We start from the raw sequence: 26743 nt of genomic DNA, 5'->3' as shown, positions 1-26743 counted from the left end.
ATTTACTGGTAGTTAGAGTTAAATTAAGAAATGTATAATACGAAGAAAAAGCGAAAAAAAGAGACAGCAATATGCTGTCTTCAGAGTGTAGACAAACCCCTTTTCCAAAAGAATTGTTGGAGAAAAAGGGGTTTTTTTATCTTTTAATTAGCATATTTAGTTGTAAGTTTGAAAGAAGGACACAATATATTGTTGCTAAACTTTTTATAAAAAACAGCTGTCGACTTTGTCGACAGCCTGGAGACAGCAATATGCTGTCTTTTTTCATCACCTACAAATCCAAGTCCAACCAAATCCATGAACCCATACTCTCCTACAGCGTGGAACCCATTGCCCGTGTTCCCAATGTCCGCCACCATGTCCGTCCCATTGACCGCCACCATGACCTCCGCCATGTCCGTCCCATTGGCCGCCACCATGACCTCCGCCATGTCCGTCCCATTGACCGCCACCATGACCTCCGCCATGTCCGTCCCATTGACCGCCACCATGTCCGTCCCATTGACCACCACCATGACCGCCGCCATGTCCGTCCCATTGACCACCGCCCGGCCCCGGTATTCGTTCTCCGTCTATATAATAAGGCACATTATAAGGGTTAAAAGCGTGATTATAGTTATACATTCAAGAAATCCTCCCTTTTTGTTTACCCTTTCAGGCTATGTACAAAGAGGGGTTAGTGTCCTAAATGGACAACTATATTGGGCTGCCTATTTATTGTTGTCTAAAAAAAGAGAACTCACCTATCATGATAAAACGCAAAAAAATGGAATTTATAACTACAAATGAAGGTATTTGCAATTTACCATTCCTAGTAATGCCGCCCCATCACCAATATTGACCTTTCTTAAATTCTCAAAGATATACATTTACCACCAAATACTTGCCGTCTTTCTGTGAAGTTATATCTGGTTTAAGGTGAACAAAAAGATCACTCAGCCATACACCGAGCAACCACGAATAATAAACTCTTCAGATAAAAAAGGGTATCAGCTCTTTAAATCCATCATGACGAAAGCCTTGCCGCTCTTTTAACACGTCATTTCATTAAGCAAAAGGAAATAAAACTGAAATTGGCAGAAAGATTTCATAGAGAAAAATCTTGTTTTCGAACGCGGAAATGGCCTCCCCTATTCAAAATCCACCTTACACAGGGCCTTTAATCGCATCTGCAGAAAAGCAGGAATTACAAAACATATAACCATTCATGGTTTACGACATACACATGCGGTTTTACTTCTTGAATCCGGAGCCAGTTTAAAAGATGTGCAGGAACGTTTAGGACATAAATCCATTCAAACAACAGCAGATGTCTATGCTCACGTTTTAAAGTTGAATATGAAATAGTTTGAAATGTGGTCAGCCAGCCAGTTTCCGTTCATTTTATAAAAATAAAAAAAGCCTTGGTAACTGAGAAACTCAGTAATACCAAGGCTTTGAAACTATTAATACATTGACATATATTGTTCGCGTTCCCATGGGTGAACTTGTGTGCGGAACATATCCCACTCGATTTCTTTTGCTTCGATGAAGTGTTCAAGTAAGTGTTCACCGAGTGCTGATTTGATGACTTCATCAGCTTTTAATGTTTCCAATGCAGCATATAAAGTAGCTGGAAGATCAACGATGCCTACTTCTTCACGTTCTTCTTTATTCATAACATAGATGTTGCGATCAACTGGAGCTGGAGGAGTCAAGTCGTTTTTGATGCCGTCAAGTCCAGCTTTCAGTATAACAGCAAGTGCCAGGTATGGGTTTGCTGCTGGATCGACACTACGTACCTCTACGCGAGTACTCACTCCGCGTGAAGCTGGGATACGAATTAATGGGCTGCGGTTTTTAGCAGACCATGCAACATAACAAGGAGCTTCGTAACCAGGAACTAGACGTTTATATGAGTTAACAGTAGGGTTTGTTACCGCAGTGAAGCTTGGAGCATGCTTAATGATACCTGCGATAAATTGCTCAGCTGTTTTACTTAATTCCAATTTTCCTTCTGTATCATAAAATGCATTTTGGTTTCCTTTGAATAATGAAACGTTACAGTGCATACCAGATCCATTAACACCGAACAATGGCTTTGGCATGAAAGTTGCGTGTAAACCATGTTTACGGGCAATCGTCTTTACAACCAATTTAAATGTTTGGATGTTATCACATGCTGAGATTGCATCCGCATATTTAAAGTCAATTTCATGTTGTCCTGGAGCTACTTCATGGTGGGATGCTTCAATTTCAAATCCCATTTCTTCAAGCTCAAGAACGATATCACGACGGCAGTTTTCTCCTAGGTCAGTAGGTGCAAGGTCAAAGTATCCGCCTTTATCATTCAATTCTAGAGTAGGCTCGCCTGCTGCGTCCAGTTTGAATAAGAAGAATTCAGGCTCAGGTCCAAGATTGAAATCTGTGAAGCCCATTTCTCTTGCTTCTGCAAGAACACGTTTTAGGTTAGCACGGGGATCCCCATCAAAAGGTGTTCCATCCGTATTGTAAATATCACAGATCAAACGTGCGACTTTACCTTTTTCGGAAGTCCAAGGGAAGATAACCCATGTATTTAAATCAGGAAATAGGTACATATCAGACTCTTCGATACGGACGAAGCCTTCAATGGAAGATCCGTCAAACATCATTTTATTATCAAGTGCTTTTTCCAATTGACTGACTGGGATTTCAACGTTTTTAATCGTCCCTAAAATGTCGGTAAACTGTAAACGAATGTACTTAACATTTTCTTCTTTCGCTAAACGAGTGATGTCTTCACGTGTGAACTTTGCCAATTTTTATTCCCCCTAATAATCATTCATAAAATCATATTTTTTATTGAAAAAAACGAGACATATCCCCTTGTCGAAGAGATGTTCGATGCTTACTTCCTTGTAAAAGCTCGGCACGCAGAAGCTTGCGAAGCTCCTCATCACTAAGGTCACGTCTAATTTTTTCCGCTTGTTCTAAATCTTGAGTAGGTAAATTCTGTTCCTTTACAGTGAAAATTTTTTTTATGCCGGCCAGATTGACTCCTTGTTCGATTAAGTCTTTAATCTCAAGCAGTCGATCGATATCGTTTAAAGAAAAAACCCGACGATTTCCATCTGTTCTCATAGGAGTAATAAGTTGATGCTCTTCGTAATACCGAATTTGGCGTGCAGACAACTCAGTTAGCTGCATGACGATTCCGATGGAAAAAAGAGGCATAGAACGCCGAATGTTGTTGCCGCTCATTCTTAGCATCCTCCTTTGTTTATCTTAAAATAATCATATACCATGTTATTAAACATGTCAATCTGATGTTACATTTTATGACGTCATTTTTTTTAGAAGAGTTAAATAATTTGTAACTACTCAAATATTACGACTATTGTTTATGGCAGGAATCCATTGATTTGGACTCCCATCACGTAAATTACATATTCTCTTTTACAGTTGAATCAGTTTTTTATCCATCAATGCATTCACAGCGGTCAATACTGCTATTTTAACATGGGCATAGGTCAAGCCGCCTTGAACGTAGGCAACATACGGAGCCCTTGTTGGACCATCTGCCGTCAGTTCAATGCTGGCTCCCTGTATAAAGGTGCCCGCAGCCATGATTACATCGTCTTCATATCCTGGCATATATGCAGGATATGGTGTCACGTGCGAATTGATTGGCGATGCATATTGGATGGCTTGACAGAAGGCAACCATTTTATCCCGGTCATCAAATTGAACAGATTGAATCAAATCTGTACGCTTCGCATCCCATTTAGGATATGTATTCATACCGATTTTTTCTAAAAACGCAGCTGTGAACATGGCTCCTTTTACAGCTTGGCCCACGACATGCGGTGCAAGGAAGAAACCTTGGTACATTTCCTGCAGACTATAAAGGGAAGCACCTGCTTCAGCCCCTATTCCAGGTGATGTTAATCGATAAGAGCACGCTTCAACAAGGTCCTTTTTACCAACAATATATCCACCGGTTTTCACTATCCCGCCACCTGGATTTTTAATCAGTGAACCAGCCATTAAATCTGCTCCGACATGACATGGTTCTAGTGTTTCAACAAACTCTCCATAGCAATTGTCCACGAACACGACGATTTCCGGATTAATGGCTTTAACAAAGGAAATCATTTCCTTAATCTCTTCAATCGTAAAGGAAGGGCGTGTAGCATACCCTTTTGACCGTTGTATACCGATCATCTTAGTATTTGGTTGAATGGCTTGTTTAACGGCGTCGAAATCAACGGATCCCGCTTCCTCTAATGGAACGGCTTTATAGCTGATTTGAAAATCGCGCAAAGATCCGATACCCGATCCCCTGATACCGACAATCTCTTCCAAAGTATCATACGGCTTTCCAGTTATGTATAACAATTCATCTCCCGGACGCAATATGCCGAACAGGGCAGTGGAGATGGCGTGTGTGCCTGAAATAATTTGCGGGCGCACCAATCCAGCTTCCGCACCAAAAACATCTGCATATATCAATTCAAGCGTATCGCGGCCCATATCATCATATCCATACCCTGTTGTCGGGATGAAATGGGAATCACTCACCCTATGTGCTTGATAACTTTGTAATACACGAAATTGATTTTCTTCAATTCGTTCGTCGACTTGCTTATGTAACGGAGAAATCATTGCTTCCACGTCCTGGGCAATGTTTTTCAACACTTCTCCATTTGTTAACTGCTGATACATCAAACTTCCCCTTTATAATGAATATTTCTCAAGCTGCCCGGTTAATGGATGATCAGCTAGACAAAAACCTTTGCATTCATATCTTTCCGATTCTTCATTAAAGGAGAGAGTGCGCAATATGGTTTCATTTTTCAGCTGTGATAATAGTTTACCCTCACTCGACGGCAGGAAAACATAATACGGGACCATTTCTTCAATCACGTATTTTTCAATTTCTTCCATAATTTGATTCAAGTCCGATTGTTCATAGGCACTGATCATTAATGAAGCATGACTGGATGACCTTACAAAATCAGCATGAATCCGATCTTTCTTATTATACAATGTTAGCTGTGGAATGGAAGGGACTTCTAAGTCATTTAGCAAATCCTGCACCGTTTTCTGATGATTAAAGTAATCTGTACTTGAGGAATCGACCACATGGAGCAACAAGTCAGCTTCTTTCACCTCTTCCAGAGTCGAGCGGAATGCGGCGATTAAAGATGTCGGCAAATCTTGAATGAATCCTACCGTATCCGTCAGCAGCACGGTAAATCCGCTGGGAAGAATGGCTTTTCGTGTCATGGGATCCAGTGTAGCGAACAACTGGTTCTCTTCGAATGAATCCGCCTCCGTCAAACGGTTGAACAGCGTCGATTTACCTGCATTCGTGTATCCCACGAGTGCAATTTGAAAGGTCTTATTACGTTTCCTTCTATCACGATAGCGTTCACGATGCTTGACAATGCCACTTAATTGTTGCTTGATTTCATCTATTTTCCCACGAATGTGGCGACGGTCACTTTCCAGCTTCGTTTCTCCAGGGCCCCTGGTGCCGATTCCGCCTCCAAGCCTGGACATTGCGGTCCCCTGTCCGACCAAACGCGGTAATAAATATTGGAGCTGAGCAAGTTCAACCTGCAGCTTCCCTTCCCTGGAACGTGCCCGCTGAGCAAATATATCTAAAATAAGCTGTGTCCGGTCAATGATCCTTGCCTCCAATTGTTTCGAAAGGTTCCGAATCTGGCTCGGGGATAGTTCATCATTAAAGATAAATAAATCCGGCTCAAGCTCCTCTTCCAGATTTCGAAGCTCCTCCACTTTTCCTTTTCCTATATATGTAGCTGGATCGACGCTTTCCCTTTTCTGGGTGATGGTCATTAACACCTCACCATTCGCCGTCTTCGCCAATGAAGCCAGCTCATCGAGTGAATATTCAAAACGTTCAGTAGGTTCTGTTGTTTGACATCCAATCAACACGGCCGTTTCCTTTGATGATTCTTCCAAATCATGCACCACCTTCTTGAAGATTTCAGTTAATCATAACAAAAAAATTGACTATATAAAAATTTCCTAAAAACAAAGCTTTTACCGTTTTAAAAATTCCGATATCATGCTAAAATCAAATTTGACTTTACCATCAAAATCGAAAAGACATAGAGGGAATTCATATGACATGGGAAGTATTAAGCATCATAGGTACGATTGCATTCGCTATTAGCGGAACCATCATTGCCATGGAAGAAGAGTATGATATTTTAGGAGTTTATATTTTAGGAATCATAACCGCTTTTGGCGGAGGGGCAATTCGGAACCTGCTGATTGGTGTCCCCGTTTCAACATTATGGGATCAAAGTTTCTATTTTGCCATCGCTATAGTATCCATCACCATCGTTTTTGTATTCCCTACAAACCTTTCAAGACACTGGAAAAGATGGGGAAACCTCAGTGATGCCATTGGCCTTTCTGCCTTTGCCATCCAAGGCGCGATGTATGCAGTGGAACTTAATCATCCAATGAGTGCCATCATTGTATCTGCGGCATTAACCGGATGCGGAGGCGGGATACTTCGTGACGTACTGGCCGGAAGAAAGCCATTGGTCTTCAGAAAAGAAATCTACGTAGTATGGGCCATCATAACAGGCTTGGTTTTAGGCAGTGGTGTATTATCCCAGTCTTGGCAGCTTTATTCGCTCTTCGCTGTCATTACGATATTGCGAGTCCTTTCTTACACTAATAATTGGCATCTACCTAATAAAAAATGGGTGCCTAAAACATAAATTTGAAAAGCCCGCCATTTTGGTGGGCTTTTCCATGTCATTCTTTCTCATCATCCTCAAAAATCAAATCTTGGCTGGTTAGGGTCAGTAAATCGGCTTTTTCAAACGAATCCTCCAGTAAAAGCCGCATCGCCTGTGCCCTGATCGACTTTTCAAGAACATTTCGGATATAGCGTCCGTTAGAAAATGAAATAGGCCCCCGAAATGAACGTAATATGATTAAATGTTCTTTTAATTTCCTTTCGGCCTCCCGATTCATTAGATATTCCCTTTCCTGCAGCATCCGATCGGCTATTTCCATTAACTGATCAATCGTATAATCCGGAAAGTCAACAACAAGCGGGAACCTGGAATGCAAGCCAGGATTTAGGCTAAGGAAATAATCCATTTCCCTTGAATATCCAGCAAGGATCAAAATGAATTCGTGTTGGCGATCCTCCATATGCTTGACAAGCGTATCTATGGCTTCTTTACCAAAATCCTTTTCGCCGCCCCTTCCCAAGGAATAGGCTTCATCAATAAATAAGATTCCGCCAATGGCCTTTTTAATTAAATCCCTTGTCTTTTGGGCAGTGTGACCAATGTATTCCCCGACCAAATCTGCCCTCTCCGCTTCAATTAAATGCCCTTTCGATAGAACATTCATTTTTTGAAACAACTTACCTATTAAACGTGCAACCGTTGTTTTCCCAGTTCCGGGATTTCCTTTAAACATCATATGCAGCGCTTGCCGGCCAGTCTTCAGCCCCTTTTCCTCACGTTGTTTATTGATGTAAATCCAGGCATATATTTCTTTTATCATCCGTTTCATTTCTTCCATTCCGACCAGCGATTTCAGATCATCTTCAATCTCTTTCAACGCTACATGCTGGTGGGGGATTTCTTGCACCAAAATTTCTTTTATCGGCAGATCCTTTTGTAACGCTTTTCTGTTTTCCGCATTAAACACAATATTGATTTGCCCGTTATTTTTCATACGGATCGGTTGTTCCAATGCATTCACCTCTCCATCTTGGACCCCTTACTCCACAATTTCCATTAGATTTATGATGGTAATAGGCATATGTAACATCGCCAAAACTTCCCCATCGGAAAATTCATTATTTCTTTTCGTGAATACCAAAGATTTCAGTTTAATTAGCCATATTCCTTTTCTAACGGCGACTTATGTCTGACAGGATTTTTCCCTAAAAGGTTTTTTACGACAAGTTTCATTCCCATTCACCAATTATTTATGAGGGATTGTCATTTCCTGCGGTTTCCCGGAAAATAATCCGTCCCTTATATATATTCAAAACAGGTACGTAAAATTATCGATTCTTTGAAAAAGAAACGTACCGTGCATACAAAAAAAACAGGTCGCAATAAGCGAAACCTGTTTTTCACATTCATATATATGATTATTCCTTCACTTCGTAATCAATCTGAACATTACGCTGTGGAGCGAATGTAGAAATCGCATGTTTATAGACTAACTGCTGTTTGCCCTCTGATTCAAATAAAACGGTAAAATTATCGAACCCTTTTACTTGTCCTCTAATCTGGAACCCGTTTAATAAAAATACCGTCACATACGTACCATCTTTCCGTAATTGATTAAGAAACTGATCTTGAATATTTACTGATTGTTTCATGTATTAGTCCTCCTCTTTTCTCTCTAAATTTATGTATTCGCCTTCATTGAAAAGCTTTCCTGCAATAAATCCAGATATTTCATGTATTTTTTTTGGAAAACCCTCGAGATCGGTCATATTAAACCAATTTACATCCATTTTATTCCGAAACCAAGTCAATTGCCTTTTTGCATATCTACGGGAGTTTTGCTTTAAATTCTCAACTGCTTCATCCAATGAAGCTTTTCCATCAAAAAAATCATAGATTTCTTTATAGCCTATAGCCTGGATTGATTGGCAATCCCTCAAACCTTTTTCGTAAAAGGACTCCACCTCTTGAATCAGCCCTTCTTCTACCATCCCATCAACACGTTGATCGATACGTCGGTACAACTTCTCACGTTCCATTGTCAATCCAATGATGCATGTATCATATTTAAATTCAGTAGGCTGTTCATTCAGCTGCTCACTCATCGTTTTACCTGTACAATGATAAATCTCAAGTGCTCTGATCACCCTTCTAACATTATTAGGATGAATCCGATTCGCGCTTTCTGGGTCAACGCTGCGTAATTGTTCAAAAACTGGATCGATTCCAAACTCCCTTACCTGTTTTTCGAGTCCATCCCTATAAACAGGGTCTGATGGCGCTTCCGAAAATTGATAATCATGGATGACCGATTGTATGTATAATCCTGTTCCACCGACGATAATTGGGAGTTTACCTCTGCTCTGGATATCCCCGATACAAGCATTAGCGCGCTCCTGGAACTCTGCTGCACTAAATGGTTCATCAGGGTCCTTAATATCAATTAAATAATGGGGAACCCCTTCTGTTTCTTCCCTTTTGATTTTTGCAGTCCCAATATCCATCCCTTTATAAACCTGCATCGAATCTCCGCTGATAATTTCACCATTAAATAACTTTGCCATCTCAATGCTCATCTTAGTCTTGCCAACAGCAGTCGGTCCAATGATAACGAGAAGTTTTCCTTTTTGTTGTTTCACATTCTCACTGCCTTATATGATTTTTTCCTATCTTATCATAATCTCGATGAAAGCAGCTAAACATCTACCCATTATGTCCAATTCAGATTCTTTTATTCACCTCTTTTCCCGGAATAATCGCCATCTTGAAATCCCTTTATTCACATTCAATTGTGACCATTATACCTTCATTTATCCATATAGATCAGCTTTATAATATAGATGAAGTCCCCAGTTCCATTTACCGCATTAGACCAAGTAATAGCGAAACCAGCTGGGACTAATGGAGAAAAATAAGCATGATAAAGGCCTTTCAACAAATTACAAGATAATCAAAAATAACTAAAAAAGGGTATGATTCCTTCTGCATTTTGAGGAATCATACCTTCTTTATCATTGCGCTTCCCTTTTGATTTACAGTTCACAGCATATTCTTCCATTTACGGGTATCATCATCGTAACGGTCGTTTCTTTTTCAGTGGATTGTACATGAATCTCTCCATCATATCTGTTCACTAAGTCTTTAACGATGAACAATCCTTGTCCGCGAACTTTACCCTTTTGTGCCTTTTTTGTTGAAAATCCGCTGGTGAATATATTCTCCTGATCTAAAGTGGAAATCATTGGCCCGGTGTTCGTGACCATAAACGTATACTTTTGATCATCAGCGTTACATGCAATATTCATTCGGCGTTCTTGCTCGGGCAATTCAATTGTTGCTTCAATTGCATTATCGATAACATTGGATAATAATTTTATCAAATCGATTGTTTTGACCCGATTGAAAGATTTGGGTGAAACATCAATTTCTATATCGATGTTATAATTCTGTGCCGATAGCCTTTTTGTCTCTAATAGGACAGATAAGCCCGGATGAATCACATCCAATTTCATCGATTCTATCGAATGCACTTCTTTTGAAAGGCCAGTTAAATAATCGAGTGCTTTTGCGTTCTCCCCTAATTTAAGCAGTCCATGTATCACCTGAATATGATTGGAAAAATCATGCCTTAATGAGCGGACTGAAGCAATGAGCGATTGAAATTCCGATTGATATGTATCTTCCGTATCCCCCACTTCACGTGTCAGTTCTTTTTGATACCATTTTTGAATGACAAAAAAGGTAAATAGCAACATGATGACAAATCCCCCGTTATAAACAAGGATGGCGATGCTGCTTTTCAATACCTTTCCGTTAATGGCATTAATATCCTCTGCACTCACATCAATGCCCAAAAAACCAATAATGGTGCCATCTTGATTTTTTATTGGCACTCCCACAGTCAAATACTCACCATATTCCGGATCTTCCAGAATCCCGGTAATAAAGCTTTTACCTTCATACGCCTGTTCGACTTGCTCCGACGGAACAGTACATACACCACCGATAGGAAAATCCCCTTTATGATCTTTAGAAAATCCGGTAATCATAGCTTTAGATACTCTCGGATTATCAACCATGATGGTATAAACATACAATGCCCCGATTTTTTCACGGGCATCCTCTAAATAAGCTTTTATATCCTTATATTCCTGGCTATTTACTTGGTTATTGAGAAATCGTTGATATGCCTCTATATCCATTGAGTCGGCAATAGACCTGGCAGTTACCAAGTTTTGATTAGCAACGGATTTTTGCACAGAATTTTTAATGCTTAAATAAGTAGAAAACATATTTAGAAGAATGAAGACAATTAATAAAAGAATGGTCAAATAAAGAAATGCCCTTAACTTTTTATTTTTCATAGGATTAAACTTACCTCGTCTCTAGCAGCTAACAGTTAACGAACCTTTTATGAGTTTACTATATAAAGGGGAAAAGAAATAGAAAAGAATCTAATATTCACGATAAACATAGGTATACGGCACTGTATTTAATCAAGTAATTAACATATTATCCACTTCTTTTTTGATCCTTAACTTTTTAAATTTTAATTTAAGCTAAATTAAATACTTAATATTTCTAGCAAAACATTTTATTACCATATATTTATTATATTAATATAACTTTATATAAGAACACGAAAAAAAGAACAGATGCTGATTTCAATATATTAGCCTTGAAATAAATAATTTTACCCTTTATATGAAAATATTACAAGAATGTAAAGGTTTAATCTATAAAATCTAAATAAAATTCATATTTTTATTCAGATGCCATTCAGTTTCATGAAAAAAGCGGATCACTTCCCTTGCAATAGTACGTATTAACTAATTTACCATTTAGGAAAACGGCATTTTAACGAGACATTAATACAAAAAAATGGAATCAGGGCCCCCTGACTCCATTTACATATAGCTTTTATTTAATCGAATTGATGACTGCCCGCTCATACATCTTTTTTGTTACTTGATAATTAGCAGTTGAAAAAGAAAATACGTTCCGATGACCATAGCAGAATAGACGAACAAGTTGGATCCCAATAAATTGCTTAATGCCACGTAGGCGATTATGGCATGAATCATCCCTATCAGAAAAGGAGCGAACAAGAGGATGCGTATTTCCGCACTTAAAATTTTCCGTATTTCTTTTTTTGTCAGTCCCAGTCGATGTAGGGCATGAATTTGGATTTTTTTATCTTCTAAATTCGTAAAAACTCGCAGATACATCATGCTTCCTTGGACGATAAAGAATAATAAACCGACGAACAAGCCGATAAAAAGGATCAAAATGCTTCCCTGTTTCATTTCTTGATAAATCGGAGCTCTTGTTTGCAATTGATTATGTTCAGGATTATTAGACATTTTTTCTATTTTAGCAGCAGTTTCCATTGATTCTTCCCAGTCTTTAACTTCATACCCTCGTACTCTTACCTTATCTTTTAAAGGCACATCATTAGTGATTTCATGATACAGCTGATCATCGACCACCATCAGGGTCGTTGCTGATTTTATTGGAGCGACTATCGATTGATTGCGCTGACCAATCATTGTTACCTGTATGGTTTGTTTACCATATTGCAGCTCCTTTTGTTCACCCTTTTGGACAAATTCATAGTCTAGTCCTCCATAAGGAAAAATGTATAACGCTTCTTCTCCAGATAGCTTTGCTGGATCAATTTTTCGCAATGCAGCCGCATTGTTATAATCACTTTCCGAGATTAATAATGACCAATTTTCATTGGATTCTCCCGTTCTCATATGGGGTAACATGTGGGAAATGGGCACACCTGTCATATTAACTTCGTAAAGGATCTTGAATCCATCTTCCTTTAATGTTTTCTCCACTGCGGATGGTTCAATAACGGAATAAATGGAAGCGTCATTTTCAACCCAGCCAATTGATTGCGGAATGTTATCGATCCCTTGCTTTTTTAAATCTGCACTGAACATGAAAAGTGTTCCTGCAGCGGTCAAAATCACAGCTGTAATGATCGAGGTCAAAAAGAATAACCTGGAATAGTCCTTAATATTAAATATCAGGTTTGTTTGTGTAATTAAATTCGTTCCACCATATAAGCTTTTCTTCTTCCGATAAAGCCTGCTGCATAGAGCGACAATGCTTTGGCTGAATAAAAAATAGGTGCCGATCAGTACGAAGAATAAAATGGGCATCACTCGAATATAAGAATTGTTCAACGACATCGTGGCTGCCAAGTAATAAGAAATGCATAAGCAAACTGCTGATAATGCAATTAACCACTTTGAAACGAAGGGCGTCTTTTTTGGTTTTTGTTTATCTTTTAGTAAATCGACAACCTCCGCATTTCCAATGTGGAACAATGAAAGGAGCGATAATAGCTGAAATAGCAAAATGAAACCAACAATCGTATAAACAAATGCCTCAGGGACAAAGACAAATGATATTGGTTGCTCTACACAAGAAACTGCCATTAAAAATAATTTTGAGAACAACAACCCCAAGCCTACTCCGATCAGGATGGATATGAGGGAAACAATCGTTTGCTCCAGGTAAATCAGTTTTCTTAGTTGGGATTTGGACGTTCCAAGCAGTGTCAGCAACCCAAACTCTTTTTTTCGCGGCTGTATAAATGCGGCATTCGAATAAGCGATAAAGAAAACCGAAAATATGATGATCACTATTTCTGCTGCTATGAGTCCCCTACTGATTAGCTGTCCCCCAGGGATATTCGCATGGAGCACATCAGGATGAAAGATAAATGATGTGTAAATAAAAAAGATTGAGACGGAAAGGACAATGCTAAAAAAATATGCTAGATAATGTTGTGCATTTCCTTGGATATTTCTCTTAGCGAGAAGTCGGATGTTCATGATAGACTCCTCCCAAAACGCTTAACGTATCTAAAATCCTTTGATGGAAGCTCTGTCTCTCCCCTCCGCTATGAACCTCCGAAAAGAACTTGCCATCCTTTATGAATAGAACCCGGTCACAGAAGCTGGCGGCAGTCGGGTCATGAGTGACCATGAGGATGGTTGCTCCCTTTTTCTCCTGAAGTGTCGTGAGGGTATCCATTACCTGCTTGGCAGATTTAGAATCCAAATTACCAGTAGGTTCATCCGCTAAAATAATGGAAAGTTCATGAATCATCGCTCTTGCACAAGCCGTTCGTTGCTGCTGACCCCCGGAAATTTCAAAAGTCCGCTTTTCTAAAATCCCTTCTATACAAAGAGGTTCGCCAATTGATTTACCCTATTTTCCATTTCCTGCAGTTTATAATGATCTAACGCTAAAGGAAGGAGGATATTTTCGCGAACGGTAAGTGTATCAAGAAGGTTGAAGTCTTGAAAAACAAATCCAATTTCCCTCCTGCGAAACAAAGCCAGGTCCTGATTGTTTAATTCATTAGGGTTTTGATCATTTAGAATGACTTTACCTGTGGTGGGCTTATCAATCGTGGCCATTAAGTTAAGCAGCGTGGTTTTCCCGCTGCCTGATGGACCCATCACTCCGACAAACTCCCCTTTCTGTACATTCATTGTGAAATTGTAACGCTTTATGAAATAAATTCCCCTGCTTTTGAAAATAAGTTTTGGATAGTTGTTCCGCTTTTAAAATCGACATCCGAAAATACCTCCCTTTCTTACCGTAAGTATAATGAATAAAGCGGGAGGCTCCCATCGAAGTTTATTACATACCGCTTTAACTCCCTTACAATTCTGTCACCTTTCATGTAGGGTATTTGTCTTAAAGAGAAATTCCACAGTAGTCCCTTCAGATACAGTCGATTGTATGGTAACGCCATGCCCAAGCCTGTTAACGATTTCCTTCACTAGATATAGTAGTCCCATTCCGGTTGACTCTTGTTGAACTCGCCCGTTCTCTCCAGTAAAAAAGGATCAAACACTCGTTTTATATCATGTGGGACAATTCCAATTCCCTGATCTGTTATCCTTAGAATCTCCGACCCTTTTTCAACAATGTTGAACGTTATGCTGTCATGCTCTTCCTGCCTTGAATACTTCAGTGCATTAAAGACACCTGACTAATGGCGAAGTGGAGCCACTTACGATCCGAATGCACATAAAAATTCTCAAGCTCCGTATCAAGCTTGGGGTATATGAACCGTTTGATGAACTGTTTTTTTTCCTCGTTAATCACTTGTTTAACTAGATTAATTAAGTCAAATCGCTCCGATTTTACATCCTCCGAAAAACGCTGCAGCCTTGCTCCATGCAATATAATTTCCAGTCCTCTGCGAAATCGATCATTTTCTTCTTCTATCTCTTTAAGATAATCCTTCATCGGCCCATTCGAAAATGTCCTATTGCCTTCTTGAATCAGTAAGGAAATGACTGAAACAGGTGTCTTCGTTTGATGAACCCATTGATGAATCAACAGCTCATATTGCTCCTTCTGTTTGATTTGTTCTTGTAATTGTCCAATTGTTACTTTGTTCATTTGTTGAAAAAGCTCCATCCACAACTTTTGTTCATTTGACAGGGGTTCCCTAAAGGCTTCGACATATTCAAACGACAAGCTCGGTTCTTGCTTCATCCTTGCTAATTGATTAAGAAAACGGTAGTGCCTTATGTAATCGGGCGCTAAAAATAGAAGCAACATAAACAACGTGAGAATAATTAAATAGAAGATATTTGAAATCGATATGTGATTCCCCGCTTCCAGAACGGCTAATGCATAAGCAATAATAAGCAGGCTTACCAATAGAACGGTATAAAATATAAAATAAAGACGGTCTATAATAAAGGATTTTAGTTTCACTTTTCTTCACCTTGCACTATTTTTAGTCGATATCCTTTTCCCCTGCTGATTGTTATGGCATGCTTGACGCCAATATCCTCTAGTTTTCTCCGTACTCTAGTGACATTGACAGTCAAAGTATTGTCATCAACAAATGAATCATCATTCCATAGGGCTTCAAGTAAATCTTCACGGGAGACAATGGTGTCATACTGTCGTAGTAAACAACTCAATAATTTTAACTCATTTTGCGTTAGCGTTACCTGATTGTGTTGAAATTCAATCATCGCTTTTTCCGTATAAAGGGTTAATCCGTCCATTTGCTTTACTTGTTGGTGGAATGAAGATATTTCTGCATATTCACCATAAACCCTGCGAAGGGCACTTTTTATTTTCGCTAGCACCACTTCCAAATGAAATGGTTTTGTTAAATAATCATCTCCCCCATATTCAATGGCCATGACTTGGTTCATTTCATCTGTCCTTGCAGATGTAAATATGATGGGAACCTTTGAAACCGTCCTCATTAGTCGGCACCAATGGAAACCATCATAATATGGAAGATTAATATCCAATAAAATCAAATCCGGCCTTATCTCTTGAAACTCCGAAAAGACTTGGTCCAATTGCTTTACTTCAAAAACCTCATACCCATACCTATATAAATAATTGACCAAGCTCCCAGCTATCTTGACATCGTCTTCAACCAATAAGATTTTATAAATCTTTTCCTCCCTTTTAAAAGAACAATCCTTACTATCACTCTTACATATAATTTACGTCCCATATCAATCTGCTTTTGAATTTACAATAAAAAACCTTGAATGGCCTAAGCCAATCAAGGGGATGCAAATAAAATTAGATTTCCTCCGGGATTTTCAATCCCTCAATGAAGGATTGAAAACTCTCTGCAACTTTATAAATATTTTCATCCTGGCCTGATGGATCCGAATACCACCCCTGATCCCAGAAGTAGACTCCCTTTTCCTCTTCGTTATTTATCAGTAAAATTTTACCTGCACACGTATCATTACCTATTATAATGCAATTCTTATGTAAGTCTTCCCTGTTTTCTTCATGCCATTTCTGTAAATCCAGTTCTTTATCCTGAAGATCTAATCCATAAAGGACATTTAAGCAAACGAGTGTGTCTAATGCATCTACATAAAACTTACTGTTTTGCACCGCAGTTATGCCGCCATTATGCTTGAGGAGAAATTGTTTATAATCAGCAGGGATTTCAAAACCCACAAATTCCTCAAAATTATTCACTGCTTTTTGTGTCGCTTTACCATATCCAGTAATATTCACCATTCTACCAACTCCATTTCAGATTATTGTAGCAACATACAAAATCAATTCACCACCAGATGATCTTATTCTGTAAGCCTTATTCACTTGCTGATTGCTGTAATAAAAAGGCAAGGTTTTCCTTTATATTTCCTTAGCCAAATGGAACTTTGACTCCATTACAATCTAAACGATTTTTTCAATGGAGATTCCTGAAAAACAAATTATTCCTCAGGACTAAAAAAATGACACTTTTTAAATACATTAACATAAATTTACTTTCCTTTTCAGTATTTTCTGATATATTTTTCGACAATTTTGTTGCAATCATCTCCACTTAAGAAAATAGCTTTAAAAAAAAAGGGATTTTCCCTTCACTAAAAATTCGCAAAAAAAGGGTAGAAGGCAAAATGGTGATTTGAAAGCTTATGTCCCAAAAGGGAAAAATAGAAGAGGTTTGTATATAAATACAAGTATACAATAACAATTAAAAGGATAAATATTTCATACTATACACTTGGGCTATTAAAATAAAATGAGATTTGAGTTAAAGATATCAAAATTGATGGTTATTTAAAAATTTGGGTAAAAGGAATATAAAATAATCAATTTAGGATAGATGTTTTAATATTTCAGATCGAAGTAACAGCAAAATTGCAGTATCGCATGTGACATGATATCGAGACTAATCGAAAGCTATCTCCAAATACCTGTTCTGCAAAATATTTATTTCCATACCGGCGATACGGGGATACGGGGATACACCATCTTGGATCCAATAAAAAAAGGCACCCAACCATCTGAACTGTGCCCTTCAAAATGGACAGTCTTAAAAAAAGACCTATAAATTAAGCAGCTAATAGTTGACTCCCGTATTGTGCGGGAGTCATTCTATTTAGGCTCCATTGGTAACGATTTGTATTGTAATCTTCCATATATTCTTCAATTAATTGGTGTAACTCATCAAAAGTTTGACACTCCAAATAATCCACTTCATCTTTAAAATGGCCAAAGAATGATTCCATAGGGGCATTGTCCCAACAGTTTCCCTTTCGGGACATGGATTGTTTCAGCCCTAGTTCTTTCACTCGGCGCTGGAACTCAGGGTGTGTATAATGAACGCCTTGGTCTGAATGAATGATCGCTTCAGGATGAATCAGATCATTTAGGGAATCAGAGAGCTTCTCCAATGTGTGATAGACAATCCCCATCTTGAGACTTCTAGATAAGTGAAAAGCGATGATTTCTCGTGTAACAGCATCTTTGACACAAGAAAGATAAGCTGGTTGTCCAGAACCATAATAAACGTAAGTAATATCTGTAAGGAGAATTTTCCTCGGTTCTCCTTGGTTAAAATTCCTGTTTAAGTGGTTTGGAACGGCCTTATGCTCATGAGTGGCTTTCGCTAATTTCTTATAAGGTTTCGCTTGACGAATTATGGCTTTAAGATTGAATTTATGCATAAGCCTTCGAATCTTTTTATGGTTCATCGTGACAAAATACTTATTCTCTAAAATCATTTTGATGGTGAGGGCACCTGCTTTTTTCTTCTTGGCCTCAAATACTTCCTTAATAAGTTCATAATCCTGCGAATCTTTCTTCTCGTGAGTCAATCGAATCCTTTCAGCATGTATCCAAGCATAATATCCACTACGACTGACTTCGGCCATTTCACAAAAATAACGGACCATATTGGTAAGATTATATTGGCGAATGATTTGTTCAATTAACGTGAATTTTTCACTCGTTGTCATTTTCTCTTCTTCGAAGCCTGCCTTTCGAGTTCGTCTAACTTTTTTAGAAATTCAAGTTCAGCCTCTAAATATTTAATACGAGCTTCAGCCTTTTTTAACTGATCTTCCTGCGAATACTCCTTGGATTTTGGTCTTCCTGGACTTCCTTTCCCACGTCGCTCTGTATAGAAGCCATCCTCGCCATATTGTTCAAACGTTTTTCTCCAACGTTTTAAGCAGCCTTTTGGTTTATCCGATCCAATCATCTCTAACTCAAAGCCATGTTCAATAAAGATTTGGGTAGGTGATTTACCAGCTTGATTCTCTTTAATAGCCTTTACCTTAAAGTCTGGATGATAAGCAATCGAACGATCTGAAACCTGTTTCACATGTGGATTATTCTCTAATTCCTTTATTTGAAATTCATTAAAATAAATCTTACTCATTTTGATTTCCTCCGCCCTATATCTGAAATGATTATAAACGGGGTTCTAGAAAAAGGACATAGAAAACCCCGAATAAGGGACTTTTTTTACTGTGTCCATAATTCGGGGTATAGTTCAATCATCTTCGAGGTTGGGCGCCTTTTTTTTTGGTCGGCTGATTCCACTACATCTCATACAATTTTATAGTCATCATAAGTAATTAATAATCTGCTCATAGAAACTGTTTCAGCACGAAGCTTATTCTTATCACGACAATAGGCTATTATGGAACTGTTGGGAAGTTTAGCAGTACAATTCCATTTACTATATTTCTCACTATACCTAGAAGATATTTCAATATTCTCTCCACGGATTTTTAACATCCTGCGTTCTACCAAGGGCATCATCTCCAATTCCGATAATATTATTTACCCTAAATCAGATAAAATATTCTTGGACACCAAAACAAACATACAGGCAGAATTATAAGTGTCTATATTGATTGTTCATGTCATGAATTGATTGGACAATCTAATGACAAGGGGCATTTCTAATAAACTTTTTTATTTAAGGTATTATAACCACAATAATCTCAACATTTTTTTAGAATATTAAGATAAATTAAGAAACCCACCTACTAACTCTTAATTATAACTGAAAAATTATATTTCTATCACAAAAAATTTATTTGAAATTAAGAGATTAGAGTCGTATGATTAGTAGTATCGGCGGAAAACACATAAATCAAAATAAATAAGTTTAAAGGGGAATTAGATATGGTAGATGTAGCCACAAAACCTGAACATGAAACACTTAATATTTCTGCAAACCAAGAACAATTGGATATCCTAGATCAGCTTTTAAAGCCTGAGGTTCAGGAATCCTTGAACACTTTAGTTGAGCAGTTACCAAAACTGACTGAGTTAGTGAATATTTTAACAAAGTCTTATGATTTCGCTCAATCGGTTGCGACTGATGATGTTTTGAAAAATGATACGGTCAGCGCCATTTCGGAGATCGCTACACCTGTAGTGGGCTCAGTGAAAGGTCTTGCAGCTAACGCCATCGAAGCTAAGGATCGTGCAGAAGCGAATACTGATGTGATCGGTCTTTTTGGTCTGTTAAGAATGATGAAAGATCCGCAAGCACAAAAGCTTTTCCGTTTTGCCCAAGCTTTTCTTGAAGTCTCTTCAGAACGCAAAAACCAAAAATAATTTGATAAACATTCAATCAGTAAGGACGGGGGATTAACTATGTCAAAACAAATCGTCATCTTAGGTGCGGGTTATGCGGGATTACTATCAGCCTTATCCGTACGTGAATATTACAATAAGGATGAAGTGCAGGTTACAGTGGTGAATCAATTTCCAACGCACCAAATCATCACCGAATTGCACCGTCTTGCAGGCGGATCCATTTCTGAACAAGCCGTTTCGATTCCTTTGGAAAAACTTTTCAAAGGAAAAGATATCGACCTTACCATTTCAAAAGTGGAGTCTTTCTCAGTCGATAAAAAAGAAGTGAAACTTGCGAATGGTTCCACTTTATCTTATGATGCCCTAGTTGTTGCTTTGGGAAGCCAAACAGGATTCTTCGGCATTCCGGGACTTGAGGAAAACAGCATGGTCTTGAAATCCGTAAATGATGCTAACAAAATTTACAAACATATCGAAGATCGCATCCGTGAATATGCACAAACGAATAACGAAGCGGACGCTACAATCGTAATCGGCGGCGGCGGATTGACTGGCGTCGAGTTAATCGGTGAAATCGTGGATCATTTCCCTAAAATCGCCAAAAAGTTCGGAGTGGACTTCAAGGACTTGAAAATCAAGCTTGTGGAAGCTGGTCCAAAAATCCTTCCTGTCCTGCCTGACCACTTAATTGAACGTGCCATGTCCAGCTTGGAAGCACGCGGCGTTGAATTCTTGACAGGTCTGCCTGTAACGGGTGTTAAAGGAAATCAAATCGAATTGAAAGATGGACAAACGATCGAAGCCAATACGCTTGTTTGGACAGGCGGAGTCGCAGCACTTCCTATCGTAGGCGAATCAGGCCTTGAAGTGGATCGCGGCAAAGCAACCGTTAATGAGTATTTGCAATCAAAATCCCATAATGACGTATTCGTTGTCGGAGACAGTGCCGTTGCTTTCCCTCCAGAAGGCGGCCGTCCATACGCTCCTACTGCACAAAATGCTTGGCAAATGGGTGAGCTTGTTGGATACAACCTATATGCAGCCTTTGAAGGCAAGAAACTTGAAGAATTTTCACCTGTCAACTCAGGTACACTTGCAAGCCTTGGCCGTAAAGATGCAGTGGCAACCGTTGGGGCCAATAACACTTCCCTTAAAGGTCTGCCGGCTACATTGATGAAAGAAGCAAGTAATATTCGCTATCTATCACACATCAAAGCCCTATTCAGCCTCGCTTATTAACTTTAAGATAAAGCTATCTTGAATTTGAAAGGACCATTCATCATTTTGATGAATGGTCCTTTTTGTAATTAAAGGGCTGCATTTAATAAAATCAAATCTTAACCTGGTTGATGCTGAATCTCAGGGAAAATCCCTCAGGCAATTTTGCATTTGTCAAAATCCGGGTTTCTTTTAAGCGTTTATCATTATAAGAGGAGACTTTCATCAATTCTTCATCCATATAAGCAGGATGAGTCATTATCTCAACGCTTGCCCCATCAATTACCCTCCCCTTCAAGTTTTGAAAGTAATCTTCAACCACCATTTCTCCATAAAAGTCATCCAGGAAAACATCTGTAACGGTTTGAATCTCAGCTAGGTGCATTCCGGCATTACGCACTGGCAATCCGTATTTATCAGACAGATTTTGAATAACCGGTAGAAACTCTGTTATCCCGTGTACATGATGATGGCTATCGAAATGAGTTGGAAACAGACCAAATTCCAAGAATCTTTCGATCTGTGCTGACCACTCCCTCTCCAATTCGCTCAAGGAAATACGAGTAGGGTTCTCATACACCACACCTTGCTTCTTAAAGAAACCAGATTCGTCAACTAAACTCGGCACGTCGTTCAACAAAGGTTTTCCCCATGTGAGCACTAAATGTATACCTACTTTCAACGACGGTGTCTTCTTTGCTAATTCAATCGCATGTTCCGTTGCTTTCGCATTCATCATGATGGTTGCTGAATTGACAATTCCATATTTGTGGCTATCCAAAATCCCATAATTCACCGCTTTAGTTAACCCGAAATCATCTGCATTTACAAGGACTTCAATCATGATAAATTATCCTGCAACTCCTTTTTTCCAAAAAACTGCAGCAGATAATCTTTATGTGCCTCCAGCATTTCGTCTAAGATAAGTTTCGCAACCCGATCACTAGGAACAAGTGGATTAATCGTCATGGCAAGCAACGCAGTATCATAGTCACCTGAGACTGCAGCTTCGATGGCCACCCTTTCAAAGGATTTGATTTGCTGAATTAAACCGCGAACAGCGACTGGAAGCTCTCCCACATTGATTGGCTTAGGACCATCCTTGGTTATCACGCAACTGGTTTCAATTGCAGATCCATAAGGAATGCCTTCAATCGCACCATGATTGATGGTATTTACCGCTTGAATATCACGTTTATCCGTATGCATCGAGCAAATCAACCTTACTGCCGCATCACTGTAGTACGCTCCTCCGCGCTCTTCAAGCTGCGGAGGCTTGATGTCCAAACCCTTGTCTTTGTAAAGCTCGAATAATCCTGCTTCAAGTCTTTGAACGACCTCAGCACGTGTTTCCCCTTTTTCAGCATCCTTCAATTCCTGGGCCAGCACATCTCCCGTTTTATAATAGTAGTTGTGGTATGGACACGGAAACAGGTTCAACGCTCTAAGAAATTCCGGCTCCCAGCCCATTGCATGGATATTCTTCATCGTGACGGCTTTAGCTGGATCTGTAATCAGATTGATGATTTGATCTTTGACACTCTCCCCATCAACGAATACATCCAAGCCGTAAACCATATGATTCAACCCAGCAAAGTCGATCCGGACTCTTGATGGCTCGACATCCATCAAATCAGCAACACCTCGTTCCATACCAATCGGCACATTGCAAAGACCGATGATTTTGGAAATATTACTGTAACGAAGAACCGCTTCCGTTACCATACCAGCAGGATTCGTGAAGTTAATCAGCCAGGCATCCGGGCATAATTCCTCCATTTCACGAGCAATATCCAGAATGACGGGAATCGTTCTAAAAGCCTTAAAAAGCCCGCCTGGTCCATTCGTCTCCTGTCCAATCACTCCGTGTTTCAACGGAATCTTTTCATCAAGTGCCCTTGCTGCAAGCTGGCCAACTCGCAGCTGGGTTGTTACATAATCCGCCCCTTTAAGTGCTTTCTTCCTGTCTAGCGTAAGATGGACGTCGATATTCACACCAGCCTTTTCAATCATCCTTCTTGCCAAATCCCCGACAATTTCAAGCTTTTCCTTTCCCGGTTCGATATCCACGAGCCAAATTTCACTCACGGGAAGTTCCTCATGATATTTAATGAAACCTTCAATCAGTTCTGGCGTATAGCTCGATCCTCCGCCAATCGTGACAATCTTCAGACCCTCGCTCATTCAGCAGTCCTCTCTTTCACTACATTTGCATGTAAGAATTCTTCGCGCAGATCGATCATTTCTATTGCAAGATCCTTTACAGTCATCGCCGTCATTAAATGATCTTGAGCATGCACCAGGATAATGGGAAGCTCAAATTGGTCCCCGCCCGCCTCTGCATGGATTAATTGAGTTTGGTATTTATGGGCTTGCAGTAATTCCGCTTCGGCCTCGGCGATTTTCAAACGAGCAGAATCAAAGTTCTTTTTCTTAGCCTCCTGCATCGCTTCCATTGCAAAGCTTCTCGCATTCCCACTATATAAAATCAATTGAAAGGATAGCTGGTATAATTCTTCTTTTTCCATTTTCATCACTACTTTCTTAAACGTTTAGCGTTTCTGAATCTTTTGTAAGCTCTGTTTTATTTTTGGTATCTATCTTCACTTGAGCATATACGAATGGTAAATAAATCACTGTTGAAATGACTAAGTTGACCGCAGCCAAGACCGCTCCGGATACATGCCCGCCAGTGGCTAGGAATCCGCCCACAATCGGTGGGGTAACCCATGGAATCTTAGCAACGATCGGAAAAACCATTCCGCTGCTTACCGCTATATACGAGATCACCGTTGTAATTACCGGACCGAGAACAAATGGAATGAACCACATTGGATTCAGAACGATAGGCAATCCGAATAGGATAGGTTCGTTAATCTGGAACACCCCTGGTGCCCCTCCAAGTGCAATCATCTGTTTATAACGTTTCCGACCGGCAATGATCATTGCGATGATGAGGCCCAATGTTGCACCAGATCCTCCTAAATAAACAAATGCATCCAGGAAAGAACCTGCCAATACCCCATATTGGTCCATGTCTTTGACACCTTTTGCATATAAATCAATATTTTTCACACCCGAACTTTCAAAAAGCGGTGTTGTTATCCCTCCAAGGATATTTGGTCCGTGCAAACCAATCATCCATAATAAATGAACAAGAAATACTAGTAAAATAGCGAATGGCAATGAATCTACAGCACTTTGTAAGGGAGATACAATCACTTTACTCAGCCAGTCATTCAGTACCTGTCCATCAGTAACTTTACGGAATAGCAGTCCGAATACACCAGCGGCAAGAATCGTTGCCATACCCGGTACTAACTTTGCAAAAGAACGGGCTACCGCTGGAGGTACTCCATCAGGCAACTTAATGACTAAATATTTCACTCGGGAAAGTCTCACAAATATTTCGGTTGCTATTAAGGCAACGACTATTCCTGTAAAGAGGGCTGTAGCATTAAAATAATTCACGCTTACGAAACCCCATGCCCCGCCTGTAACATCCTTATCATCAATGGTTAAAGTGACATTTCCGATTTGAGGTAATAATAAGAAGAAACAGGCCGAGGAAACCAGCATCGCTTCAAAACCATCGTCGCCGTATGATCTTGCTAGTTTATAAGAAATGCCGAATACAGCGAATACCGTCATGAATGCAAAGGTTCCAAACCAAATATCACCGCCTAGCGTATTCCATGCTGGACCGAAAATGGCCTCCATCATTCTTCCGTAAGGCTTGATGACTTGCCCAAGATTATTGAACAGGACGGCAAAAGACCCGATCATTGTAATCGCTATCATTCCAATCAATGCGTCACGAATCGCGAGCAGATGCCGGTTATTTCCTATTTTCACCGCTCCAGGCATAATATACTTATCAATAAAAGTCATCATATCCTTATTCTCCTTTTATTAAAGTAGTGGCTTGTTTTAGTACTTCTTCACCATTACATAGACCATAGAACATTGGATTGATGGTTGCGACCGGAATTCCCTTTTCCTTACCCGCCTCCTGTAACTTGGAAAGAAGATACCGAACTTGCGGACCTAATAAAATCACATCAGCCTTATCCATTTCATTGTTCACTTCTGTAGAACCAACAGCCCATATATGACACTCCACCCCTTGTTTTTTAGCGCTTTCCTCCATCTTGGTAACTAATAAACTGGTAGACATCCCTGCAGAACAACATAATAAGATATTCATTGAAATTACCCCCTTTTAATGATTGATTATTCAGTATTTTCAAGAAAAAAAGAACCATAATTTTACAATAATTGATGTTCCTTTGTTTTATCACTCCCTTTGAAAGGTATTTTTGAACTGGGTATTATTACCTCCATATATATATTGTAGTTACAAATCGAAAAAATATCAACACAATTTTTGATTTGTTATTACAAATTTTTGATTTACAGTTGATTATTGAACTTATCCGATATAATCTATATGTATATATTGGAATGAGTAAAGGAGGCATCACTGTGGAGACCATGAATAAAGAAGCGGCATTGCATTCCATCGTTAAGGAATCGATTATCGATCTCATAAAAAATGGCGAGTATCAAACAAATACAAAATTACCGACTGAAGCTGAGTTTTGTAAAATATACGGAGTAAGCAGGACAACAGTGCGCACGGCCTTACAGCAATTGACAGTCGAAGGCTACATCTACCGTGTTCAAGGTAAAGGGACTTTCGTTTCGGAGAATAAAGTGAAGCAATTTCTTACAAGCACGGTTGAAAAGTTCTCAGAACAAATCACGATGCAAGGAAAAAATCCTTCTACAAAGGTCATTAGCTTAAAGGTGATTGAAGCTAATGCTACCCTTGCCAAGCTTTTTAAGCAAAATATTGGAGATCCAGTAAACAAACTGGAACGAATTCGTTACGTAAACGATGTCCCCCTTCAATATGAAATTGCCTATCTGCCTTGGTATAAAACACCCGGGCTTAATATCGAAGCCTGTGAAAAATCACTCTTTACAGTACTTGAAACACAATTCAATTTAAAAGTAAAAAAAACGGTCGAACACTTGGAGTTTTCACTAGCCGACGATTCCATTTCTGACAAATTGGATGTACCCAACGGTTCACCTTGTTTTTCATTAGAAACTTACACATATGAGGTTGATGGATCTGTCATTGAATTTTCTAAAACTCTCTTTAGAGGCGATCGTGCACACTTTGTCATCGAACGGAACTATTGAATGATAATTAAAAGAAGACGGATGCCTATTTCATTAAGGCAGCCCGTTTTTTTGTGTGCTTCTTATTCAGCATTTCGATTTGGGATTGAATATATTTTTTTATATGCGTTCATTTAGAGGCAATCATAACGATTGCCTCTTCTTATTGCGTGTTTGGATTCTTGTACCATATTAAAATACTTACAAATCAATTCAATAAATGAGTGAAATTGACAAATATAGAA

25 protein-coding genes and 1 pseudogene are annotated in these 26743 nt (G+C 39.2%); 5 read left to right on the top strand and 21 right to left on the bottom strand.

From position 1 onward, the window contains the following. Window positions 1–267 precede the first annotated feature (267 nt). The gene (locus UP17_RS08375; protein ID WP_155727270.1) at window positions 268–624 is read right to left on the bottom strand and encodes a hypothetical protein; all 357 of its coding nucleotides are present in this window, start codon (window positions 622–624) and stop codon (window positions 268–270) included. Between the two features lie 465 nt (window positions 625–1089). Here UP17_RS08375 and UP17_RS26225 point away from each other — a divergent pair, with 465 nt between their 5' ends. Further along, complete coding sequence (locus tag UP17_RS26225) at window positions 1090–1347, top strand: tyrosine-type recombinase/integrase (protein WP_081108760.1); 258 nt, start codon at window positions 1090–1092, stop codon at window positions 1345–1347. A 98-nt stretch (window positions 1348–1445) separates the two neighbouring features. On the opposite strand, the gene glnA is transcribed toward UP17_RS26225, so the two are convergent. The 4 genes from glnA to hflX form a co-directional block, all read right to left on the bottom strand. Beyond that, window positions 1446–2780 carry a type I glutamate--ammonia ligase gene (glnA, locus tag UP17_RS08370; RefSeq protein WP_061462504.1) on the bottom strand — a complete coding sequence of 445 codons (1335 nt, stop codon included), beginning with the start codon at window positions 2778–2780 and terminating at the stop codon, window positions 1446–1448. A gap of 40 nt (window positions 2781–2820) precedes the next feature. After that, window positions 2821–3222 (bottom strand): MerR family transcriptional regulator, encoded by a 402-nt coding sequence (locus UP17_RS08365; protein ID WP_061462503.1) that lies wholly within the window; start codon window positions 3220–3222, stop codon window positions 2821–2823. 195 nt (window positions 3223–3417) lie between these two features. Then, window positions 3418–4686, bottom strand: a complete 1269-nt coding sequence (locus tag UP17_RS08360) for a methionine gamma-lyase family protein (protein ID WP_061462502.1) — start codon at window positions 4684–4686, stop codon at window positions 3418–3420. A 12-nt stretch (window positions 4687–4698) separates the two neighbouring features. Continuing rightward, window positions 4699–5952: a GTPase HflX gene (hflX, locus tag UP17_RS08355; RefSeq protein ID WP_061462501.1), complete on the bottom strand. Its 1254-nt coding sequence runs from the start codon at window positions 5950–5952 to the stop codon at window positions 4699–4701. Window positions 5953–6116: 164 nt separating this feature from the next. Here hflX and UP17_RS08350 point away from each other — a divergent pair, with 164 nt between their 5' ends. After that, window positions 6117–6725, top strand: a complete 609-nt coding sequence (locus UP17_RS08350; RefSeq protein WP_061462500.1) for a trimeric intracellular cation channel family protein — start codon at window positions 6117–6119, stop codon at window positions 6723–6725. A gap of 37 nt (window positions 6726–6762) precedes the next feature. Here UP17_RS08350 and spoVK read toward each other — a convergent pair whose 3' ends face one another. The 11 genes and pseudogenes from spoVK to UP17_RS26220 all read right to left on the bottom strand — a co-directional run bounded on the left by spoVK (window position 6763) and on the right by UP17_RS26220 (window position 18915). Then, window positions 6763–7719: a stage V sporulation protein K gene (gene spoVK / locus UP17_RS08345; protein ID WP_061466029.1), complete on the bottom strand. Its 957-nt coding sequence runs from the start codon at window positions 7717–7719 to the stop codon at window positions 6763–6765. Window positions 7720–8125: 406 nt separating this feature from the next. Continuing rightward, window positions 8126–8359: an RNA chaperone Hfq gene (gene hfq, locus UP17_RS08340; protein WP_034313436.1), complete on the bottom strand. Its 234-nt coding sequence runs from the start codon at window positions 8357–8359 to the stop codon at window positions 8126–8128. Between the two features lie 3 nt (window positions 8360–8362). Further along, window positions 8363–9283 (bottom strand): tRNA (adenosine(37)-N6)-dimethylallyltransferase MiaA, encoded by a 921-nt coding sequence (gene miaA / locus UP17_RS08335; RefSeq protein ID WP_061466028.1) that lies wholly within the window; start codon window positions 9281–9283, stop codon window positions 8363–8365. Window positions 9284–9739: 456 nt separating this feature from the next. After that, window positions 9740–11071, bottom strand: a complete 1332-nt coding sequence (locus UP17_RS08330; RefSeq protein WP_061462499.1) for a GHKL domain-containing protein — start codon at window positions 11069–11071, stop codon at window positions 9740–9742. Window positions 11072–11671: 600 nt separating this feature from the next. Continuing rightward, window positions 11672–13558 carry an ABC transporter permease gene (locus tag UP17_RS08325; protein ID WP_061462498.1) on the bottom strand — a complete coding sequence of 629 codons (1887 nt, stop codon included), beginning with the start codon at window positions 13556–13558 and terminating at the stop codon, window positions 11672–11674. Then, window positions 13536–14309: pseudogene (locus tag UP17_RS08320) on the bottom strand (ABC transporter ATP-binding protein). Before UP17_RS08320 ends, UP17_RS08325 begins: the two are co-directional and overlap by 23 nt. Window positions 14310–14517: 208 nt before the next feature. Next, a complete protein-coding gene (locus tag UP17_RS29475) occupies window positions 14518–14667 on the bottom strand; it encodes an ATP-binding protein (RefSeq protein ID WP_349817602.1) in 150 nt (49 codons plus the stop codon). A gap of 41 nt (window positions 14668–14708) precedes the next feature. After that, entirely contained in the window at window positions 14709–15467 is a 759-nt protein-coding gene (locus UP17_RS08315) for a histidine kinase (protein WP_061462497.1), read from the bottom strand. Continuing rightward, window positions 15464–16171, bottom strand: a complete 708-nt coding sequence (locus UP17_RS08310; RefSeq protein ID WP_061462496.1) for a response regulator transcription factor — start codon at window positions 16169–16171, stop codon at window positions 15464–15466. Before UP17_RS08310 ends, UP17_RS08315 begins: the two co-directional genes overlap by 4 nt. Before the next feature lie 133 nt (window positions 16172–16304). Continuing rightward, the gene (locus tag UP17_RS08305; RefSeq protein WP_061462495.1) at window positions 16305–16760 is read right to left on the bottom strand and encodes an SMI1/KNR4 family protein; all 456 of its coding nucleotides are present in this window, start codon (window positions 16758–16760) and stop codon (window positions 16305–16307) included. An 824-nt stretch (window positions 16761–17584) separates the two neighbouring features. After that, a protein-coding gene (locus tag UP17_RS26220) for an IS3 family transposase (protein WP_155727194.1) occupies window positions 17585–18915 on the bottom strand; the annotation gives its coding sequence in 2 pieces (ribosomal slippage) (window positions 17585–18528 and window positions 18528–18915; 1332 coding nt in all). Between the two features lie 755 nt (window positions 18916–19670). On the opposite strand from UP17_RS26220, the gene UP17_RS08290 reads away from it, so the two are divergent. Continuing rightward, window positions 19671–20108, top strand: a complete 438-nt coding sequence (locus UP17_RS08290) for a helical membrane plugin domain-containing protein (RefSeq protein WP_061462494.1) — start codon at window positions 19671–19673, stop codon at window positions 20106–20108. A gap of 39 nt (window positions 20109–20147) precedes the next feature. Then, on the top strand, window positions 20148–21329 hold the full coding sequence (locus UP17_RS08285) for an NAD(P)/FAD-dependent oxidoreductase (RefSeq protein WP_061462493.1): 1182 nt from the start codon (window positions 20148–20150) through the stop codon (window positions 21327–21329). A gap of 91 nt (window positions 21330–21420) precedes the next feature. Here the strand turns inward: UP17_RS08285 and chbG are convergent, their stop codons facing one another. The 5 genes from chbG to UP17_RS08260 are packed head-to-tail and all read right to left on the bottom strand — an operon-like array spanning window position 21421 to window position 25515. Further along, complete coding sequence (gene chbG / locus UP17_RS08280) at window positions 21421–22152, bottom strand: chitin disaccharide deacetylase (protein ID WP_061462492.1); 732 nt, start codon at window positions 22150–22152, stop codon at window positions 21421–21423. After that, the gene (locus UP17_RS08275) at window positions 22149–23492 is read right to left on the bottom strand and encodes a 6-phospho-beta-glucosidase (RefSeq protein WP_061462491.1); all 1344 of its coding nucleotides are present in this window, start codon (window positions 23490–23492) and stop codon (window positions 22149–22151) included. Before UP17_RS08275 ends, chbG begins: the two co-directional genes overlap by 4 nt. Continuing rightward, the gene (locus tag UP17_RS08270; RefSeq protein WP_061466027.1) at window positions 23489–23836 is read right to left on the bottom strand and encodes a PTS sugar transporter subunit IIA; all 348 of its coding nucleotides are present in this window, start codon (window positions 23834–23836) and stop codon (window positions 23489–23491) included. The genes UP17_RS08275 and UP17_RS08270 overlap by 4 nt, the downstream gene beginning before the upstream one ends. Window positions 23837–23852: 16 nt before the next feature. Then, entirely contained in the window at window positions 23853–25202 is a 1350-nt protein-coding gene (locus tag UP17_RS08265; protein WP_061462490.1) for a PTS sugar transporter subunit IIC, read from the bottom strand. 4 nt (window positions 25203–25206) lie between these two features. Then, entirely contained in the window at window positions 25207–25515 is a 309-nt protein-coding gene (locus UP17_RS08260) for a PTS sugar transporter subunit IIB (RefSeq protein ID WP_061462489.1), read from the bottom strand. A 287-nt stretch (window positions 25516–25802) separates the two neighbouring features. On the opposite strand from UP17_RS08260, the gene UP17_RS08255 reads away from it, so the two are divergent. Further along, window positions 25803–26519, top strand: coding sequence for a GntR family transcriptional regulator (locus tag UP17_RS08255; RefSeq protein ID WP_061466026.1), 717 nt, complete (start codon window positions 25803–25805; stop codon window positions 26517–26519). The last annotated feature ends 224 nt before the right edge of the window (window positions 26520–26743 follow it).

This window comes from Peribacillus simplex (assembly GCF_001578185.1).
GTDB lineage: Bacteria > Bacillota > Bacilli > Bacillales > DSM-1321 > Peribacillus > Peribacillus simplex_A.
This window is presented reverse-complemented; position numbering and strand designations above follow the sequence as displayed.